This is a genomic window from Infirmifilum tikiterense (assembly GCF_054696565.1).
Genome location: NZ_CP182482.1, coordinates 913773 through 931683, shown reverse-complemented (window position 1 = coordinate 931683; position 17911 = coordinate 913773). Strand labels below are relative to the sequence as shown.

At 51.6% G+C, this 17911-nt stretch carries 24 protein-coding genes; 8 read left to right on the top strand and 16 right to left on the bottom strand.

Annotated elements, in window-relative coordinates; genetic code table 11:
• The first annotated feature begins 10 nt into the window (after window positions 1-10).
• From ACNO7C_RS05140 to ACNO7C_RS05130, 3 genes are read left to right on the top strand one after another with little or no spacing between them, the layout of a single operon-like run.
• Window positions 11-1849 (top strand): aldehyde ferredoxin oxidoreductase family protein, encoded by a 1839-nt coding sequence (locus tag ACNO7C_RS05140; RefSeq protein WP_460025875.1) that lies wholly within the window; start codon window positions 11-13, stop codon window positions 1847-1849.
• A gap of 6 nt (window positions 1850-1855) precedes the next feature.
• Window positions 1856-2092: a MoaD/ThiS family protein gene (locus ACNO7C_RS05135; RefSeq protein WP_460025874.1), complete on the top strand. Its 237-nt coding sequence runs from the start codon at window positions 1856-1858 to the stop codon at window positions 2090-2092.
• Window positions 2093-2133: 41 nt separating this feature from the next.
• Window positions 2134-2529, top strand: a complete 396-nt coding sequence (locus ACNO7C_RS05130; RefSeq protein ID WP_460025873.1) for a hypothetical protein — start codon at window positions 2134-2136, stop codon at window positions 2527-2529.
• Here the strand turns inward: ACNO7C_RS05130 and ACNO7C_RS05125 are convergent, their stop codons facing one another.
• Window positions 2530-3216 carry a DUF120 domain-containing protein gene (locus ACNO7C_RS05125; protein WP_460025872.1) on the bottom strand — a complete coding sequence of 229 codons (687 nt, stop codon included), beginning with the start codon at window positions 3214-3216 and terminating at the stop codon, window positions 2530-2532. It lies immediately after the preceding gene.
• A gap of 71 nt (window positions 3217-3287) precedes the next feature.
• Window positions 3288-3671 carry a hypothetical protein gene (locus ACNO7C_RS05120; protein ID WP_318537829.1) on the bottom strand — a complete coding sequence of 128 codons (384 nt, stop codon included), beginning with the start codon at window positions 3669-3671 and terminating at the stop codon, window positions 3288-3290.
• A gap of 84 nt (window positions 3672-3755) precedes the next feature.
• Between ACNO7C_RS05120 and ACNO7C_RS05115 the strand changes: the two genes are divergently transcribed.
• The gene (locus ACNO7C_RS05115; protein WP_460025871.1) at window positions 3756-4316 is read left to right on the top strand and encodes an archaemetzincin family Zn-dependent metalloprotease; all 561 of its coding nucleotides are present in this window, start codon (window positions 3756-3758) and stop codon (window positions 4314-4316) included.
• A gap of 7 nt (window positions 4317-4323) precedes the next feature.
• Here ACNO7C_RS05115 and ACNO7C_RS05110 read toward each other — a convergent pair whose 3' ends face one another.
• Window positions 4324-5067, bottom strand: a complete 744-nt coding sequence (locus ACNO7C_RS05110) for a 5-formyltetrahydrofolate cyclo-ligase (protein WP_460025870.1) — start codon at window positions 5065-5067, stop codon at window positions 4324-4326.
• A 118-nt stretch (window positions 5068-5185) separates the two neighbouring features.
• Here ACNO7C_RS05110 and ACNO7C_RS05105 point away from each other — a divergent pair, with 118 nt between their 5' ends.
• Window positions 5186-5434 carry a ribbon-helix-helix domain-containing protein gene (locus tag ACNO7C_RS05105; RefSeq protein ID WP_318537832.1) on the top strand — a complete coding sequence of 83 codons (249 nt, stop codon included), beginning with the start codon at window positions 5186-5188 and terminating at the stop codon, window positions 5432-5434.
• A 44-nt stretch (window positions 5435-5478) separates the two neighbouring features.
• Here the strand turns inward: ACNO7C_RS05105 and metG are convergent, their stop codons facing one another.
• Window positions 5479-5805, bottom strand: coding sequence for a methionine--tRNA ligase subunit beta (gene metG, locus ACNO7C_RS05100; RefSeq protein WP_460025869.1), 327 nt, complete (start codon window positions 5803-5805; stop codon window positions 5479-5481).
• A gap of 63 nt (window positions 5806-5868) precedes the next feature.
• On the opposite strand from metG, the gene ACNO7C_RS05095 reads away from it, so the two are divergent.
• Together ACNO7C_RS05095 and ACNO7C_RS05090 are read left to right on the top strand one after the other, a co-directional pair.
• A complete protein-coding gene (locus tag ACNO7C_RS05095) occupies window positions 5869-6168 on the top strand; it encodes a MarR family transcriptional regulator (RefSeq protein ID WP_318537834.1) in 300 nt (99 codons plus the stop codon).
• A 43-nt stretch (window positions 6169-6211) separates the two neighbouring features.
• On the top strand, window positions 6212-6790 hold the full coding sequence (locus ACNO7C_RS05090) for a cysteine hydrolase family protein (protein ID WP_460025868.1): 579 nt from the start codon (window positions 6212-6214) through the stop codon (window positions 6788-6790).
• Window positions 6791-6794: 4 nt separating this feature from the next.
• Here ACNO7C_RS05090 and xerA read toward each other — a convergent pair whose 3' ends face one another.
• The 8 genes from xerA to eno all read right to left on the bottom strand — a co-directional run bounded on the left by xerA (window position 6795) and on the right by eno (window position 13569).
• Window positions 6795-7658: a site-specific tyrosine recombinase/integron integrase gene (gene xerA, locus ACNO7C_RS05085; protein ID WP_460025867.1), complete on the bottom strand. Its 864-nt coding sequence runs from the start codon at window positions 7656-7658 to the stop codon at window positions 6795-6797.
• Window positions 7651-8127: a bifunctional nuclease family protein gene (locus ACNO7C_RS05080; RefSeq protein WP_318537837.1), complete on the bottom strand. Its 477-nt coding sequence runs from the start codon at window positions 8125-8127 to the stop codon at window positions 7651-7653. Before ACNO7C_RS05080 ends, xerA begins: the two co-directional genes overlap by 8 nt.
• Window positions 8114-8785: a hypothetical protein gene (locus ACNO7C_RS05075; RefSeq protein ID WP_460025866.1), complete on the bottom strand. Its 672-nt coding sequence runs from the start codon at window positions 8783-8785 to the stop codon at window positions 8114-8116. Before ACNO7C_RS05075 ends, ACNO7C_RS05080 begins: the two co-directional genes overlap by 14 nt.
• A 67-nt stretch (window positions 8786-8852) precedes the next feature.
• On the bottom strand, window positions 8853-9182 hold the full coding sequence (locus ACNO7C_RS05070) for a hypothetical protein (RefSeq protein WP_460025865.1): 330 nt from the start codon (window positions 9180-9182) through the stop codon (window positions 8853-8855).
• 242 nt (window positions 9183-9424) lie between these two features.
• Window positions 9425-10117 carry an acetate--CoA ligase family protein gene (locus ACNO7C_RS05065; protein ID WP_460025864.1) on the bottom strand — a complete coding sequence of 231 codons (693 nt, stop codon included), beginning with the start codon at window positions 10115-10117 and terminating at the stop codon, window positions 9425-9427.
• 5 nt (window positions 10118-10122) lie between these two features.
• On the bottom strand, window positions 10123-11343 hold the full coding sequence (locus ACNO7C_RS05060; RefSeq protein WP_460025863.1) for a DegT/DnrJ/EryC1/StrS family aminotransferase: 1221 nt from the start codon (window positions 11341-11343) through the stop codon (window positions 10123-10125).
• A gap of 52 nt (window positions 11344-11395) precedes the next feature.
• Window positions 11396-12199, bottom strand: coding sequence for an HD domain-containing protein (locus ACNO7C_RS05055; protein WP_460025862.1), 804 nt, complete (start codon window positions 12197-12199; stop codon window positions 11396-11398).
• A gap of 47 nt (window positions 12200-12246) precedes the next feature.
• Window positions 12247-13569 carry a phosphopyruvate hydratase gene (eno, locus tag ACNO7C_RS05050; RefSeq protein WP_460025861.1) on the bottom strand — a complete coding sequence of 441 codons (1323 nt, stop codon included), beginning with the start codon at window positions 13567-13569 and terminating at the stop codon, window positions 12247-12249.
• 133 nt (window positions 13570-13702) lie between these two features.
• Between eno and ACNO7C_RS05045 the strand changes: the two genes are divergently transcribed.
• Complete coding sequence (locus ACNO7C_RS05045; protein WP_460025860.1) at window positions 13703-14452, top strand: nucleotidyltransferase family protein; 750 nt, start codon at window positions 13703-13705, stop codon at window positions 14450-14452.
• Here the strand turns inward: ACNO7C_RS05045 and ACNO7C_RS05040 are convergent.
• The 4 genes from ACNO7C_RS05040 to ACNO7C_RS05025 form a co-directional block, all read right to left on the bottom strand.
• Window positions 14449-15567 (bottom strand): NAD(P)/FAD-dependent oxidoreductase, encoded by a 1119-nt coding sequence (locus ACNO7C_RS05040; RefSeq protein ID WP_460025859.1) that lies wholly within the window; start codon window positions 15565-15567, stop codon window positions 14449-14451. The two genes, ACNO7C_RS05045 and ACNO7C_RS05040, sit on opposite strands and share 4 nt — an antisense overlap.
• 263 nt (window positions 15568-15830) lie before the next feature.
• Entirely contained in the window at window positions 15831-16181 is a 351-nt protein-coding gene (locus tag ACNO7C_RS05035) for a PadR family transcriptional regulator (RefSeq protein WP_460025858.1), read from the bottom strand.
• A gap of 189 nt (window positions 16182-16370) precedes the next feature.
• Window positions 16371-16994 carry a class I SAM-dependent methyltransferase gene (locus ACNO7C_RS05030; RefSeq protein ID WP_460025857.1) on the bottom strand — a complete coding sequence of 208 codons (624 nt, stop codon included), beginning with the start codon at window positions 16992-16994 and terminating at the stop codon, window positions 16371-16373.
• A gap of 14 nt (window positions 16995-17008) precedes the next feature.
• The gene (locus ACNO7C_RS05025) at window positions 17009-17911 is read right to left on the bottom strand and encodes a polyprenyl synthetase family protein (protein WP_460025856.1); all 903 of its coding nucleotides are present in this window, start codon (window positions 17909-17911) and stop codon (window positions 17009-17011) included.

Genomic DNA, 17911 nt, shown 5'->3' with positions numbered 1-17911 from the left:
CGAGGTAAAGATGAAGGGCTGGAATGGTAAGATTCTGTGGATTGACCTCACTTCAAAGAGTGTAAAGATCCAAGAGTATGATGGAGACTTTGCTAAGACGTACATTGGTGGAAGGGGCTTCGCTGTTAGGCTACTCTGGAACCACTTAGCGCCCGGAACTGATCCCCTCTCTCCAGACAACATCCTCGTTATAGCTACAGGGCCGTTGACCGGCTTACCCGGTCCCAGTACGGGTAAGCTTGTCGTGGCGGCAAAAAGCCCGCTCACCCACGGGTACGGTGACGGGAACATAGGTAGCAGGGCCGCCGTTTACCTGAGATACTCTGGTTACGACGCTGTAGCGATCACCGGGAAAGCGGAGAAGCCAACGTACATTCACATCTCTGATGGAAAAGTTGAGTTCCTCACTGCGGACGACCTTTGGGGGAAAGACACTTTCACCAGTGAGCGCTTGCTCGTCAAAAGGCATGGGAGAAACTCAGGCATACTCGTTATTGGCCCTGCGGGGGAGAACCTCGTTGAACTCGCGACGATAATATCCCAAGAGGGGAGAAGCGGGGGCAGACCCGGCATCGGTGCTGTAATGGGGAGCAAGAACCTGAAGGCAGTGGTGTTTACAGGCGAAAGAGCTCCAGAGCTCTACGACGAGGACAAGTACAGGAGGCTGGCCGCTAGGGCTTACGCGGAAATTAAGGAGAAACCGGCATACTCGTTTTGGATGAGGCAAGGCACCATGATGACTGTTCAGTGGTCTCAGGCGAACAGCGTTTTACCCACACACAACTTCAACGAGGGGGTTTTCGACGAGAGTGAGAAAATAGACGGCAACGCTATGGAGAAGATGAAGGTTGGTCAGAGGGGCTGTCCTAACTGCAACATGACGTGTGGAAACTACGTTTACGATGACAAAGGTGAGGTCTCGGAGCTCGACTACGAGAACGTGGCGATGCTCGGGTCCAACATCGGGCTGGGAGACCTCAGGAGAGTCGCACGGCTTAACAGGCTTGCGGATATGTGGGGTATCGACACGATCGGCCTGGGGTCTGTCCTTGCTTTCGCCGCCGAGGCGAGCGAGAAGAAGCTGATCAAGGAGAACGTCGAGTGGGGTGACTTTGACCGGTTCGTGAGCCTCTCCGAGGACATTGTGTATAGGCGCCCCGGCCTTGGTGAGGTCCTCGCTGAGGGCGTTGAGCACGCCTCCCGCACTATCGGAGGAGAGGACCTGGCTGTTCACGTTAAAGGGCTCAGCGTTTCCGCGTACGACTGCCACACAGCACCGGCTATGGCGTTATCGTACGGCGTTAGCTCTATAGGCGCGCACCACAAGGATGCTTGGGTAATCTCGTGGGAAGTGTCTCACGGGCGCTTCGAGTATACGCGAGCAAAGGCAGAGAGAGTTTTCGAGCTTCAGAGGATTAGAGGGGGGTTGTTCGAGGTACTCGTGTCCTGCAGGTTGCCGTGGGTTGAGGTCGGGCTTGAGCTCGACTGGTACGTCAATCTGTTCAACGCCGCCACTGGCCTTAAGTGGAGGCTCGAGGATTTCATGGTCGTTTCCGAGCGTGTACTCAACCTTATTAGAGCCTTCTGGGTGCGCGAGTACGTGGCAGAGGGTAAACGGTGGAGTAGAGCGCTAGACTACCCACCGCGCAAGTGGTTCACCAGGCCCCTGACTAAAGGACCATTTAAGGGCGCCAGGCTCGACGCTCAACGGTACGATGAGATGCTTGGCGCTTATTACAACCTCATTGGCTGGGACCACCGTGGGATTCCAAGGGCTTCGACGCTTGAGAGACTGGGTTTGAGCGACATAAGAGACGAGCTTGGGAAATGGGTCGACCTGACTCAATGATCGAGTATGGGTAAGGTTGAGGTTTACTACTTCGGATTCCTTACGGAGCTGTCGGGGAAAGAGTTCGAGGAGGTCGAATTTCCCAGCTCTGATAAAGTGAGGCTACGAGACATAGTTCGTGATGAGGTGAAACCTCTGCTAGATAGGCTGGTAATCTTAGTGAACGACATTTCGGTGAACCCTGACTATTGGTTAAAGCCCGGCGACACCGTTAAGCTCCTGCCACACATCGGAGGAGGTTGAGATATCCTTAATAAGGACACAGCTCATCACCCCTCAACGTAATGAAGGAGAGTTGCTCAAGTCTCTTAGCCCTTGTGGTCCTGAAGCTCAGCGAGAAGCTCAGCTTGACGAGCGGACAGGTGGCGGTTGCCGCAGAGCTGTTAGCGCGAGAGAAATTCCAAGGCAAAAAATCCGCCTCGGTAACCGAGTCGATAAACGCTGTTTTAGCGAGCATTGGCCTCCAGGGAGAAGTTGAGGTGAGAGATGAAGTCTACGCTGTGAAAGTGCTGGGAGAGAAGAGCTGCCCCCTAAAAAAGCTGTGCCCCTTGCCTTTCTACGTTGCATCAGGCACCCGTATTCTTTCGGGCGCGAAGGTCTACCCTGTGTGGGAGAATGAGCAGGTTGTGCACGAGGAAAATAATCTCTGCGTATTTAGACTAAAGCCGGTTAAAGCGTAGCTAGACCATTATCTCTACTTCGACCGCATCGCCATCGCGGAGCCTCAGCTCATCCCGCAATCTAACGGGTGCGATGAGCTCCAGTATCTCGGGTCCATGCTTCGTTTTCTCGATATCCAGGGCGCTGCCGTAAACGCTTATGCTGTTGCCGACTATGGTAGCCCTGTAAACCCTCACGCTACAGAACTCGCGGCCGTTAACCTGAAAACCGGGGATCTTAATCCCCTTACTGCTTTCTCTAAGGATAAGGCGTTTCCCGGTGGACTCTTCATCGAGCCTGATGTTGAGAGTACCGGGGTATGGATCAAAGCCTAGAGCCTCTCTGAACGCCTCTACGTAGCGGGGTATGCTCATGTACACTGCCCCTTCCCCTAGCCCTGGCACCATCACTCCTCTCAGCACGATAGATGAGTTTGAGCTGAATACTGCACTCAGGTCCGCGTGAATTCTCTTGAGGAGGTCGACCCCTCTAGGAGTGACCCTGTAAGCTACGTAGCGTCCAAAGAAAACCCTTTCGATGTAACCTTCACTCTCGGCCTTTTCGAGGAGCTTCCTGAACCTCCAGGCTGAATAACCCAGGCTTTTCATGACTTCGGTGCGGCTTATCCGCCGGGGAAAACTCAGGCAACCCCTCTTGGCAAGCTCGAGAAGTAAGGGGAGCATCTCGTATAACTGATCGCTGGGCATACAATGCTCTATTACCTCCCTGTGGTTTTTATCAGTAACTGGCCCCATTGCATTCTCTCGAGGGATCAGCCTTACATGATCACAATTACTTCACGCTTACTGGCTATAGCCCTTAAACCGAGTATCGCCGAGAGCCCGAATATAGATAGAATGTACGCGATGAAGGTAAGTACTCCGAAGAGGCTGAGAGAGGCCGTGAGAAGGGTAATGTAGGGAGCCACTGCGAAAAGGCCGCCTTTCAACTCTCCGCTCTCGCCGTGTAGCTTGTACAACCTCCAGGAGAGCTCGACCACAAAGTAGGATGAGGCAATTATCGGAGATAGTAGGAGGTACTTGGTCTCTGAGAGGATAAGCGATAGGAGCGTGCAAGCAAGCAGGGTAACAAGCAGGACGTTTGTGCTTTTCTCAGAGACAAGCACCGCTTCGTCGATGACGTCTTCGAGACGCAGCTTCATATCTGGTAATCTGTGCTTCCCGGGTGCTTAATTGATGGTAATGCTTTTGATTCAGGTGTTAGCTAATTGTCATACTGTTGTCGTATGGCTGGAATTGCGATTAAGATAGCCCCGTTAGGGGTTGAGAAAGATGACGTTGATTGGCTCGCTGACTCCCTTAAGAGCGTTTTTAATTCGACTGTAGTCGTAGAGCCTAAGCTGCTGAGCATGAGCGTTCTCCTTGACTTCTACGACGAGGAAAGGGATCAGATCGACGCTGAGGGGTTGCTGGAAAAGCTTCAGTCAACTGTGGGGGTGGTACCTCAGCAACGACTACTCGTACTCGTAAACGGCGATGGGTTTGTTGAGGGACTGAACTTCGTCTTCGGGGTATCGAAGCCGGGTTGGGGCGGGGTGGTGTTTACTGAGCGGCTTCGACCCGAGTACTACGGTCAGCAACCTTCGATTGCGTTGTACAGAATGAGGCTCTTGAAGGAGAGCTTGCACGAGCTAGGGCACAGCTTCGGCTTGCCGCACTGCCAGCGAAGGTGCGTGATGAGGTTTAGTAACTCTATCTACGACGTCGATGCAAAACCAGCCTCTTTTTGCAGCTCCTGCGCGGCGGCACTTAACAGGATGATCCCGGGCTTGCTAAAAATACCCTAACAGCTCACTAAGATATACCGAAGAGGACCCGTAAAATAGGTGTTGCTTTGATAAAGTCAATGGATAGAAGATCCCAGATTATCCCGGGCGGACGCGGGTAAGTTGTTGATGTCACTATAAGCTGAGTGGGCGTTATGATGTAGTCAACGGGGACGTCGTGCTTGTACATCGGTATTTTACGCTCCGTGATTTGCAGGTCGTGGACTGCTGTGACTATAGGGGTTTTATTATCGACTACGTGCAATTCCTTGAGAATCGCGTACTCCAGGTCATAGAACCCGTCTCCCCTACCCAGCCTTGAGCCGTCCCTGTTTACAGCCACGCTTCCCAAAACAATCAGATCAACGCTAATGTTCTCGGGCCACCTTATCCTCTCTCCCAGACTTAACGAACCTCTAAGTGTGGAGGCAAAGCCGTACTTAGATGAAGGTATCCTTGACGGGTCTAAAATCACGTAGCCACGTAACCTCGGCAGGGACACTATTACCTTCTTGCCTCTCTTCAGGGATTCTTCTCTTATTGCTCGGCTAGAAAGATCGGGTGTCGTGTAGACCGTCTCTGCGCGCCTAAAGCCTTCAAGCTTCAGAATCTTAGCCGCGACATTGTTGCTACCCACGAAACCGGGGATTTTCCCATAGCAAGGCCTAGGGCTAGTCACTACCTCGTAGCGTTCAAGTAAAGCCCAGATCTCCCTCCTGATGGCATCCTTCTCCCGATCGCGCTCTACGCCTAGCTCTGCCATAGAGTTCATTCATAATACCCATGTGTAAATTAAAGTTTCGAACGAATGTTATTTTAAATTGTCCTACGGTTATAGGCAGGGGTTATTCCTACAAGTAATATATCCAGCTCGGTTACAGTAGAGTCTGATGACCACAAGAAACGATCTTTCGAGCAGCTATTACGTCACCAATAGGGGTGACTATACGTCTGTAACAAAGGTCATATCGGTAAAGCTGCCCGTCGGCCTTATAGATGCTCTCGATCAGCTCATTGAGAGAGGCTACTTCCAGAATCGCAGCGACGCTATACGTGAGGCCATTAGAAAGCTCCTTTCAACGTACAGGGAAATGGACACTGCCAGGTTTGACCGTGGCCTTCACTTAGGAATTCGCTGAAAAGTCTGACCGAAAAGAAGTTTTCTGCTTTCTCCAGTTTCCCCTCAGCTTATTTTAGCCCCTGGCTTTACTTCCCTGTCAGGCACCAGCAAGACAGGCTTTTCATCATCCACAGCGGCCAGCAGCATGCCTTGTGAAACGTACCCCATGAGGGTTTTAGGCTCTAAATTGGCTAGAACGATGACGAGTTTTCCTACCAGTTCCTCTGCCTTGTAGTGGGGTCTAAGGCCTGCCACTAGCTGCCTCGTTTCACCGCCTATATCGACCTTCAAGAGGAGGAGCTTCTCACTCTTCTGTATCGGTTCGGCATGCAGTACTTTCCCCACGCGTATGTCCAGCTTCTGGAAATCCTCGATTTTAACTGTAGGCATGCTTGAGAGATCGGAATCACAGGTTAATTTTTATTTCGGTGTAGCGAGGTTTGTAGGTGGGTCATGACCGCGGAAGACGTAGATGTGAGGTTGGTGTTCACTGAGAGCGATCTAATACTCCTTGCGCTCCTCTCAGGCGAGAAGAAGATCACCGACCTAAGACCTACCACTGGGCTTTCCACGACGTCTATCTACAACAACGTGAAGAAGCTATTGGAGTACGGTTTTATCGAGGAGGATAGAAAGGGTAGTCCCGGCAACAGAATACTAAGATTGACGGAGAAAGGTCGTAGGGTTGCCGCAATCCTGAAGATGCTCGAGGAGGAGCTGAAGCCAAAAGTCGTGGTCCTTAAGCCCGAGTAAGAAGAAACGCTATTATATGCCTTATTCGGGTTATCTAAGTGGTATGTCTAAGTACGCTGTTCTCGTTGTAGATATGCTCGAGGAGTTCGTTCGCGGTCGCCTGCGCGCTGAGAACGCTGAGCGTATTATCCCCTGCATCAAAAGGCTTATCGATTTCGCGCGAAGCAGAGGCATACCGGTGGTGTACGCTGTCGACCAGCACTACCAAGGCATAGACTTCGAGACTAAGCTATGGGGCCCCCATGCGATCAAGGGTAGTACTGAGGCGAAAGTGGTACCCGAGCTCTCGCCCACTGAGAAGGATTTCATCGTGAATAAGAGGAGGTACGATGCGTTTGTTTTCACAGACCTAGATATGCTTCTTCGAGAGCTGGAAGTAGACACCGTGATAGTTACGGGGATACATACCCACATCTGCGTGCAACAAACAGCGCTTGGGGCATTTTACCGAGGCTACAAAGTTATTGTTCCTTTAGAGTGCGTGGCGGCAGCCAGCGATGAGTGGCACAAAGTGGGGTTGGAGTACATGAGAGAGTTCGCGGGAGCGGAAGTCATAAGCTTAGAAACTCTCCTGAAAAGACTCGATATCGAACTCCGCTCCACCGTTTCTGAGATAGTCTAGATGACTAGAGAACCGAGCCCCACACCCTCTCGTAGTCTTTCCTAAGGCGCTCCCTAGATACGTGGGCGTACACTTGAGTAGTGTTGAGATTCGAGTGCCCCAGAAGCTCCTGGATCTCTCTCACATCGAGGCCTGAGGCAAGGCTTAGGGTTGCGAAGGTGTGCCGAAGCAAGTGCGGAGTAACTTTTCTACTTAAGCCCGCTTTACGCGCTAGCCTCTTCAACACTCTCTCGACAGTTGTGTAGTGGATGTGAGAGCTGGGATCTTTCGAGGATGGGAACAACCACTCCGAGTCGTTGCTTGAGAGGTAGGCTGCGAGCAACTCCGCGACGCTTTGAGGAAAGTACACGTATCTTTCCTTGGCGCCCTTCCCTTTCACCCTTACCGTCCTTCTTTCTAAGTCGATGTCCGTTTTTCTGATGTTGACAAGCTCGGCGACGCGGAGCCCCGTAGTAAACAGCAACATCACGATGAGCTTGTCTCGAATGTTGTCAGCCTGCTCCACCATTCTTTTCACTTCTTCGGGTTCAAGGTACCTTGGAAGCTTTTTCTCACGCTTGGGAAGCTCAAACCCTCGCAGCGCGTCCTCTTTGCCGACAAACTCCAGGAACCTTTTAACTGCAACAGCCGCGGTGTATAGGCTGTCCGGCTTCCACCCGCGTTGGCGCAGACGGGCTAGAAAAAGGTCGATGTCGTAGAGTTGCACTTCCGAGATTCGCTTGCCATCGAGGAACTGAAGAAAGCTCTCCAGTATGCTTCTAAAGTACCTTATCGTCTTCTCGGACCTGTTTCGGGCAATGAGGTGAGAGATGTACAATTCAACGAGCTCTTGGTTGCTCAAAGCCAGCGGGGATGCTTCCCTACTCATTTTCCTCCTTAAACCCCAGCTCTTCTGGCCGCCGCGCAAGCCTTTCAAGGTGCGAGGCAACGTATATGGGGGCGCCAGCGCGCAGTGCTATTGCTACGCTGTCGCTCGGCCTAGCGTCGATGAATAGCCTTTCCCCCTTCTGCTCATCGCCTTTCCTTAGAACGATGGTTGCTGTATAGACGCTGTTGTTGAGAAGCGCATCTATGGTTATTCTCTCCACGGAAACTCCGAGAGCCTCGAGGATGTTTATTATCAGGTCGTGCGTCATCGGCCTCTCCGTTCTCACGCCGTTTAGAGCGTTCTGAATAGCTACTCCCTCGCTCACACCAATGTATATTGGTAGCACCTTACCTTTCCACTCTGGTGCCTCGAGAAGCATTACAAACCCTGCGCCACCCGATTCGAAGAGTATCGGGTAAACGCCTACAACGTCAACTTTCAAGTACTCTTCTTTTTCACCACCACTCAACAGCTTCACCCCGGGCATCCTGGAAAAACGCTGGGTTTATCCTGACGACGACCAGGTTGCCTCGGAACTGTCCTAGCTCCTTCACCCTTTTCACAACCTCATTGATCACGAACACAGGGTTTGACTTGATGAAGTTTACGGCCTCATCGCCTCTCTGGCTTGACGCTATCTTGAAGAAGATCTCCTTTACGACCATCTCGGCCATGAGGTTCGTGAAGCATACCTCCCCTGTCCTAATCAAGGACCCTATCGCGAACTTTTTAAACTCCGTGGCTTCGTCGCCGAGCACATCCAGAATTGGTCCAACTTTTTCCTCCAGACGCTGGACAGCCTTAGTGTTCTCAGGGTCATCGGACATTACGAGCTTAACTCTCTGCCTCCACTTGAGAACCCAGATTTCAGCCCACTCGTTCACCAGGGAGTCGAACTCGAGCGGATTCTCCTCAGCCAGCTTCGACGCTAACGCAAGAGACTTGTAGCTGTAGTCCGGGTCGCCTATGAAGTCGAACTTTACTGCCAGGTAATTCACAAGGTCCTGTGTTGCCACGTCGCTCATGAACTCGACCTCCTGCTGCGTGAGATCGGAGAAGTACCTAGCTATGTAATGTGAAACTATTGACTCCAAGGTTGAGTACGCGTTAGATTCCTTCCACTCCATTACTGCAAGCGCACCTAGTCATTAACAAGCATCCCGCCTTAAAAAAAGTATGCGGTTCAAGGTAAAGCTATATGATGTGCGGAAGCCCTAGGAGCGAGACAAATACGCTGAAAACGTAGATTAGGAAGGCTATGACCGCAGCTCCTACCCAGCCTACACCGAAGATTTTCCTGAGAGCCCACAGCCACGCTACTATCGCCAGGATGTTCGCGAAGGGTATTTTTAGGATGTTGAATAACGCGAAGATTATTTCGCCGACTAGTGCGGCTAAGAGGGCCCCAGCAATGTTCTCGCGTTTCTGCTTGCCTGGAAAAATCTTCAGCGCAACGTAGATCACAATAGCACTCACAACCCAACCGATGATAAACTCAAGGACAGCACCCATACTAATCGGCATACTTTTTCACGCTTCGAATAGTTATGCTTGCTAAAAAAGTTTCGGGGGAAGAGGGTTTATAAGGAGGCCGTCGACACCTAATTAAGCGGATGATGAGGCGACGGTATAATTGATAGGTGACGAGTCTTCTCGCGACTGATGCGATACAATTCATAGTTTCTGTCGCTTGTTGCTCTCACCAGAGGCCTTTTATGCGCTCTGGCCTGAGGGGGAGAAGGTTCAGAGACCTAAATCCTCGCTATCTAGTAGCTTAGCTTGAACCTAGCGTCCGCTATCTTCACCCACTCAGATGAGACAAAGGTGGGGTTAAGGTCCATTTCGCTGACGGTGGTGGAGAGCTCGGAGAACATGAGCGAGGCTCTGCTTATCGTCTCAGCAAGCAACTCTATGTTAGCCCGAGGTAGCCCTCTGTACCCCTCCAAAATCCTGTAGCCCTTGATTCTCTTAATGATCTCTAGTGCGTCTTCGTAGGACACGGGCGCGATCTCGAACACCACGTCTTTGAGGACCTCTACGAGTATCCCGCCTATGCCGAACGCTATCACAGGGCCGAACTGCTCGTCCCGAAGACCCCCGATTATCACTTCGTGCGCTTTCTGAACCATCTCCTGTACTACAAAACCATAGACTCTAGCCTCAGGGTACCTTTGCCTGACGCTTGAGAGCATTTCATCCATCGCTTGCCTCAGCTCGACCTCGGAGCCTATTCCCGTTCTCACAGCTCCAGCTTCTGTTTTGTGAACAATATCAGGGCTGTCAAGCTTCAACACAACTGGAAAGCCGAGGCTAACCGCCTTTGCGGCCTCCTCTGGTCGTTTTAGCGTAATGTACCTCGCGACTGGCAAACCGTAGCTCTCAAGTAGAGCCAACGACTCCGAGAGCGATAGAAGCGACCTGCCCTCATTGATTGCTTTCTCCAAAATCGGGTTGGTCATCCGGTTCACTTCCTGTAATACAGCAGAACTTTCTTTAAAGCCTTTGCTGTGTCAACAGCATCATCAGCGCTCATACCTGCGAGCGTTGGTAAGGTAACCACGCTTCTCGCGGCAAGCTCTGCTTTCGGGGAAAGCCCGGGCTTGTACGAAACTTTACCACCGTAGTAGGGACAAGACCAGGGGCAACCCCGCCCGTAAGCGTCGAGCTTCTGGAACAGTGGGTTCTCGTATATTACACGAGGGTACGAGACGAGGACTAAAACGTTCTCACGCCTTACGGCTTCAACCACCCTGTCTCGACTAACCCTTAGATTCTCCAGCCTGAGCAAAACCTGGTATATGTGCCATGTGTGCTTAACGTGCTTCCTCGGCTTAGGTAGCAAAACGAGGTCTCCATCAAGGCTCGCTAGCTCATCGGAATATATTCTAGCAATCTCCTCCCTTGCTCTGTTTAGCTCCTCTATTCGCGACAGCTGACCCAAGCCCAGCGCGGCCTGTAGCTCTGTCATCCGGTAGTTCCATCCGAGAGTTGTGTGGTAGTAGCGCTCCTCGGAGCCGTGCTCTACGAAAAGCCTCGCTTTCCTGTAGACTGCTTCGTCATTTGTCGTGACCATCCCTCCCTCTCCTGTTGTCATGTTCTTGGACTGGTAGAAGCTAAAAGCCCCTACGTCCCCAATGCTACCCACCTTTCTCCCTTTGTACTCACTCCCGATAGCCTGAGCGCAGTCTTCTATCACCGCGAGACCGTTCTCGCGGGCGATCTTCATTATCTCGTCCATCTCCGCAGGATGCCCCGCTAGGTGAACTACCAGTATAGCTCTCGTTCTAGGAGTGATTTTATCAACTATTGTTTCCGGGTCTAGGTTGAGTGTATCCAGCTCTATATCCCCGAACACCGGGATGGCGTTGTTGTGCAACACGGCTGTGGCAGTTGCGACAAAGCTGAAAGGGGTCGTGATAACCTCGTCCCCTACTCCTATACCAAGGCTGGCGACAGCCGTGTGCAATGCAGCTGTTCCGTTCGAAACGGCAAGAGAGTACTTCACTCCTATGAACCTTGCGTACTCCTCCTCAAACCTATGGACGAAGGTTCCCACGCCTGAAGCTAAGCGACCGGACTCGAGAACCGAAAGCACGAGCTGTTTCTCGTAATCCGAAATCCTCGGAAAGTACTCCTTAAAGGTGTCCCGAACAGGTTTTCCCCCCTCGATAGCCGGTAGTTCCATCTGCGACCAGGGTGTTTTAGACAATGTCCAGTTATTAAAGATATCCAGGTTTTTAGAGCAATGAGATCACTCTTTCACCCTTCTCACTGTAGATATTTACCTTGACCAGACCTTTCAGCTTGCTTGACTCAAGCTTCGGCATGAGAACTCTCTCCACCTGGAAGAAGCCGGCTAGATCTTCCATGTACACGGAGACCTGAATAGGGACGTCGTCACCTTGAGACAGCTCGACACGCTTGATGCTAAGCGCCGACAGGGAGTGCATGTCCACCTTCCCCATCTTATAAGGTAAACGAGCACGACCTTCCGACATGTCCAGCCCGTCTGCGAGCTTCACTATACTGGCCTCGAGCGTCAAGGCCTTTACGTTGAACTCAGTACTATATATTGCTGAAAGAATCTCCTGCCTCAGAGTATACCTTCGGGAACCGATGCCTGGGTGCACGGTACTTATGATCCTGTCAACAATGTCCTTGGCTAGAAGGCTACCTATCAACTCGTGGTTTTCGCGGTGAACGGAGTTTCCAGTATCATGAAGGTAGCTTGCTAGCACGAGAATAGTTTTGACTTCGTCGAGGCTCTGCGCTGTCCCGTCCTTCAAGGTGGTGAAATCTACATTACGGTTAAGTAGCATGTGCATTATCTCGAGCGATGCTCCAGCCACTATCCTCGCGTGGACTGGACCATGGTCATTGTACCCGAGGCGCTTCACAGCTATCGTGTTGCTCATCTCGAGCAGAGCCTGAACCTCCTCATCGCTCTCGATGACCTTAACGAGCCTAGCTACAAACTGGTCCCGTTCAATCCACTTATTCAGAATAGACTTCGACACAACGGTGGCTTGTGAGCTCAGCATGGGAGAAAGAAAGATTCGCTTTCTCCTTAAAAACGTTTTGCCTGGACTCAGAGAGAACTTAGCCTGTAGTGCTTGAACGCTGAGAGGCCAGGGTACTTCGCACGGGACCCGAGCTCCTCCTCGATCCTTATGAGCTCGTTGTACTTGGACGTTCTCTCCCCGCGCGCAGGAGCCCCGGTCTTTATCTGCCCTGTGTTAAGGGCGACAGACAGGTGAGCTATCGTAGTGTCCTCGCTCTCACCGCTTCGATGGCTAATTATCACCGAGTAGTCGTTGTTCATAGCTAGCCTAGCCGCTTCAAGCGACTCAGAAAGGGTACCGATCTGGTTGACCTTGAGGAGCAGAGCGTTTGCGGCTCCGAGCGATATGCCTTTCGAGAGCCTTGAGGGGTTAGTGACAAAAAGATCGTCTCCCACTATCTGAACCTTTAAGTCACGGGTAACGATGGCAAACCCCTCGAAATCATCCTCGTGCAGAGGATCCTCGATCGATATTACCGGAAACTCGCCGACAAGCTCTGCGTAGTACTTAATGAGCTGCTCACGGCTGAACTCTCTTCCATCCAAGAAGTAGGTGCCTCTCTTCTCGTCGTAGAACTCGGAGGCCGCCGCGTCCAGCGCTAAAGCAACGTCCCTCCCGGGCTCATACCCGGCGAGCTTTATGGCGTCTACTAGAGCCCTTAAAGCCTCCCTCGACTCCCTCATGGGAGGCGCGAAGCCACCCTCATCCCCCACGTTTACCGCGTGGGCTCCGTAGCGCTCCCTCAGGATGCTCCTAAGCGCGTGGTACACTTCACTACCCATCTTGAGCGCCTCGGCGAAGGACTTCGCCCCTACAGGAGCGATCATGAACTCCTGGATCCTGAGCTCGTTACCGGCGTGCTTCCCCCCATTTATGATGTTCATGAGGGGGACAGGTAGAAGGTGGGCTTGAAGGCCCCCTAAGTACAGGTAGAGCGGCATACCGTAAGTGCTGGCAGCGGCGTGCGCCACCGCGAGGGAGACGGAAAGTATGGAATTCGCACCCAATCTCGACTTATTGGGAGTTCCGTCCAGCTCTATCAGCCTCCTGTCTATGTCTTCCTGCTTTCTAGCATCCATCCCTACGATTTCCCTAGCAATGACGGTGTTAACGTTCTCGACAGCTCTGGTAACTCCCTTGCCGTGGAAATCTTTCCCACCGTCTCGTAGCTCTAACGCCTCGTGAGTACCCGTAGAGGCGCCAGACGGAACGATCGCTCTCCCAGAACCGCCGCCGAGAGTATATACTTCTGTTTCGACTGTAGGGTTTGCGCGCGAGTCGAGAACCCACCTAGCTTTAGCACGCACTATATCAAAGTCCTCTTCCCAGACGCACTGCGTTGAAGGCACATTTTGTATTATCAACTTACTGACTTAACTGTTGTGGCTTTTACCGTGTGTTATTAACCAGGATGTTTTCTTAGAAACGAGGATAAAGAGTAAATTCATATACTTTTTCGAAAAACAGGTAATCGGTGTCAGCTTGACCCAAAACACTGTAGGCGTGATTCTCTGCGGGGGTGAAGGTAAAAGGCTCAGGCCGCTAACTTACTACTTCCAGAAAGCCATGATCCCTATAGGCTCTCAGCAGAAACCGCTTCTCGAGTACATTGTGCGACTGATGAAGTACCACGGCATAAACAACATCGTGATGCTCATAGGCTACAAAGGACAGCAGATCGTGAACTACTTCAACGATGGGGAAAGGTACAGCGTCAAAATATCCTACGTCTGGGACAACCCCGAGTTCGGCGGCAACGGCGGCGCTCTCTACAATGCTTACCTAAAGGGAGCTTTGGACGACGCTGAAAATATACTCGTTTACTACGGTGACATCCTGAGCGACATTAATCTCTCTGAGATGCTTAGGTTCCACGACGAGAGAGGGTTCATATCTACACTCGCCCTCTCGCCGAACTATAGGGTCGCGGTCGGCGTTGCCGAGCTTGATGGCGAAGAGGTTGTGCGGATGGTCGAAAAGCCCCCTCTCGGAAAACCGGTCACTATAGGTGTTGTCGCTCTTCGTAGAAAAGCTCTTGACGTGCTACACGAGATCGCAGAGACTAAGAGGGATATTGACATCATGGGAGATCTCATCAGGGTTTTGATAGAGCGAAGGCTTAGGGTTGGAGGATACTTAACGAGTGCTTTTTGGTTCGACCTCGGAACGACAGAGGCATACGAGAAACTGGACCCGAACGAAGTGGATCAGAGATTCGGTTTCCTCTTCTAAGAGCCGAGGAAGTAGTAAAGAGCGGTTTTTTCGCCCTTAATTATCTTCGTTATGAGGCCGGCTGGGGCTAGCTTTAGCAGCCTTGAAAATTGCCAGTGGTCAAAGACAAAGTCGACCATTTTCCTGTACTTCCTTCCAACGCTCAGTATGCTTCCGACCTCGCTCCAAGCCCTCTCAGCGTAGACTTCTGGCTTCTCCAGCCAAACGGCCTCCGCAGCCAGTATGCCGAGGGCCATCGACGTAAATATGCCGCCTCCGTTTATGGGGTTTGTTGCGCCGAGAGAGTCTCCGGCAAAAAGCACCTTTTCGCATACGGGGGGCGCGTAGAATCCTGAAACCGGTATCCACCTAGACCTTGGTGTCTCGATGCTGGAGGCGGAATCCAGGAAGCCTTCAGGGTTAAGCTCGACGAACCTCTTCAGAAGAAGTATAGGGTTTGTGCCTGCCTTCACGTAGCTGTAGCGGATTCCTATGCCTACGTTAGAGAATTCGCCCTCGTAAGGGATTATCCAGGCGTAGCCGCCCGGTGTCTGAGGAGAGGCATGCATGTAGACAACTCTCTTACTCATGTTGGGTGTCCGCATCTTCATGTTCACCCCGATTGCCAGATCTTTAGCTTCGAGCTTTGAAGCGCATCCGAGCAGCCTGCGCGTGAGCGAAGGATATCCGTCGGCAGCGATGATGTATTCGCTTTCGAGAACTTTGCCTCGACGAGTCTTGATGACGTAGCGATTCTGCAGTCTCCTAATGCATACAACGTCGTCACCTAAAACATAGTTCGCTCTTTCAACGAGCTTCTCGACCAGTTCCCGCCTGCTAACAGTAAAACCTGGAACTGCCATTCTGAATAACCTTACACCCTCAATGTTGAGGCGGATTTCATCAAAGGCGTTCAGCTTTCTGGCAAGGCTGATGTAGTTGAAAGCCATCCTTACTGAAGGCTTATGGCTGATGAACTGAATGGCCTCCGGCTCCGGTAAAAACTCCCCGCACACTGTAGGGCTCTCAAGGGCATGCTTCCTCTCTATGCCTATAGCCTCGACGCCCAGCTCGCTTAACCTTCTTAGAGCTGCCGCGCCGGCAGGGCCCAAGCCGATAACCGCAACCTTAAACATCGTTCCGTCGCTACATCAACATGTCTCTTAAGCTTTTACCCTCCGTTCTCTTAGCTATTTCTAGGTGCGTCTTGTCTCTGGATGCACACTATAAAGTATCCATGCTGTCTACTTTAAGCTCCACGGGGTGAAATTGATACTTTCTAAACATCCGATGATTAGAACTACAATGTTGATGCGTCAAAAGAGCCACACTTTAACGTGTGTTTTTCGTTAGGTAGAAATAGGGAGCCTAGGAGCTTCAGCGGTTTTAGGCGCAAAGGTTATGGAAGGCAGACTTTCTCACGGCCAAGTACTTTTACTGCTGTCTGGATGACCGTGAGGGAGCGCTCTAGGATATCTCGGACGAACTCGATGCCAGCTGGTGTCAGTTTGTAAATTTTCTTATCTCTAGAGCCAACCTCGCGCGATTCCACGAAGCCTGCTTCCTCTAGTTTCTTCAGGTACGGGTAAACCTGCGAAGGCCCTACTTGGACGCCGAGCATCTTCTCGAGAAGCCTCATGAGCTCATAGCCGTGCTTCTCGCCCTCAGCCAGCAGTATTAGCGTGTAAAGTTTTATCACCGTATTTACCCTTAGCGATTCAGCTACCGTGGGACCCTTGTCTTCAGCCATATCGTATCGCTAGAACTTTTTTCTATCTACATCTATATATAAATATTTTTGTCTTTTAGATTCCCGTGCGGTGATTTACCTTTTCTTTTCACTTTTACCATAGGAAGCAACAAAACACTGATCAGAGAAGAGAGGTTGTATCTGGAGTACAGGCTCCTTAAACGCTGAGCGTAAATCCCTAGCTAAGAATCAGCGGGTTTCAGGTGGGATGTAAATGACTGCAACTAAACCTAGTCCCTTCTTTATGAGCACTTTCCCGCCGAGTTTCGTGAAAAAATCTGCCCTGGGCATTAGCTGAAGAGTTGGGATCAAAAGCTCCCACCTGCCTCGACGACCACCGCTCACGATGAAGCCCAAGATGGGGGCGATGTACCCAAAGTACAGTACGACGGCTGGTAGCAGGAAACGGCTTATTGCGAAGAGGTCGAGGATGAAGACGCCTTTTCTCGACGCTTTACGCATGTTAAAAATGCCTAGAGCTTTGTCCATGAAGTCACGGAAGCTGAACATCGCGATAGCGAAGTCGAATGACCTGGCTCTAAAGGGTATGCACTCTGCTGCTGCAACTACACGGTGGAAATTCGCATAATTGTGCGTGTTCTTCGTGGCTATTGGGTCGATGCATACAACCTCCTCAGCAGTCTGCACAAGCTGAGGAACGTACACTCCGTCCCCGCAACCCACATCTAGAACCCTACCGGCTACGGAGGATAGAACGATGTTCCTGAGGAGTCTGTGCACGCCCAGGCTCATCACGGTATTTGCCCGCTCGTATATGGCCGTATCAAACAGGTAGTTTAGAACGCGCTCCACCTGAAACCATAACCCTATTGGTAGTCCGGTAGCCCCCAATGACGCCACCTAGATTCCAGTTTGTCCCCTAGGATTCTCCTGGCTTGGCAAGAGCACTCGCGTAGGAATAGTTCCAACGAGTACCTAGCAAAGTATGCGAGCGAGCTGGATAGCCGAGCCGCACTCTCAAAAACTCTGTCCACTTCACCCACAAACTTTTTCTCAGCGTAATCCAGATGATTTCCCTGCGACTCTCTAAGTAGCTGTATTACACTCCCGCTGTCGCGGACACCCTTCTCTACGTCAACTAAGTCGTCTAGAATCTGGTATGCCCGACCAAGGGAGAGGCCATAAACCCTGGCGTATTCTACTGCTGACTCTCCTTGCTGTATCGCATAGATAGGTAAAACTGCTGAAGCCTCGAACACCGCGCCCGTCTTGTATGAAATAACGTCCAAGTAACTAACCCCCGGGTCGACCCCTTTTAGTATCTCCATATCCCACAGCTGCCCTAAAGCAGCTTTGTACCACGCGTCCATGCTCTCGATAACAGCCCTCGTACCCGCTTTGGCAACATACTTTATCGCGGTGGCCATCATCACGTGCGGGAAAACGATGGCTCTCTCCAATCCGTAGCGTTTCCAGAAGCTGGCCCTGCCCCTCCGCACCTCAGACTTATCGATTATATCGTCGTGGATAAGGCTGGCCGAGTGCATGAGCTCTAGGGCTAAGGCTATTGGTAACGCTGGTTCAGCATCGCCGCCCAGTGCCTTACCTACGAAGAGCGCGAGTGTCCCGCGGATCATTTTGCCGCCCTCAAGAGCGTACACGAGCTCCTCGATGAAGGGCTCTTTCTCATAGAGCTCTTCGCGGATATAGTCCCTCAGCCTCTCCCTCAGGCGCCTCGTCTCTGACTCCAGGGCTACCACTGACAGCAT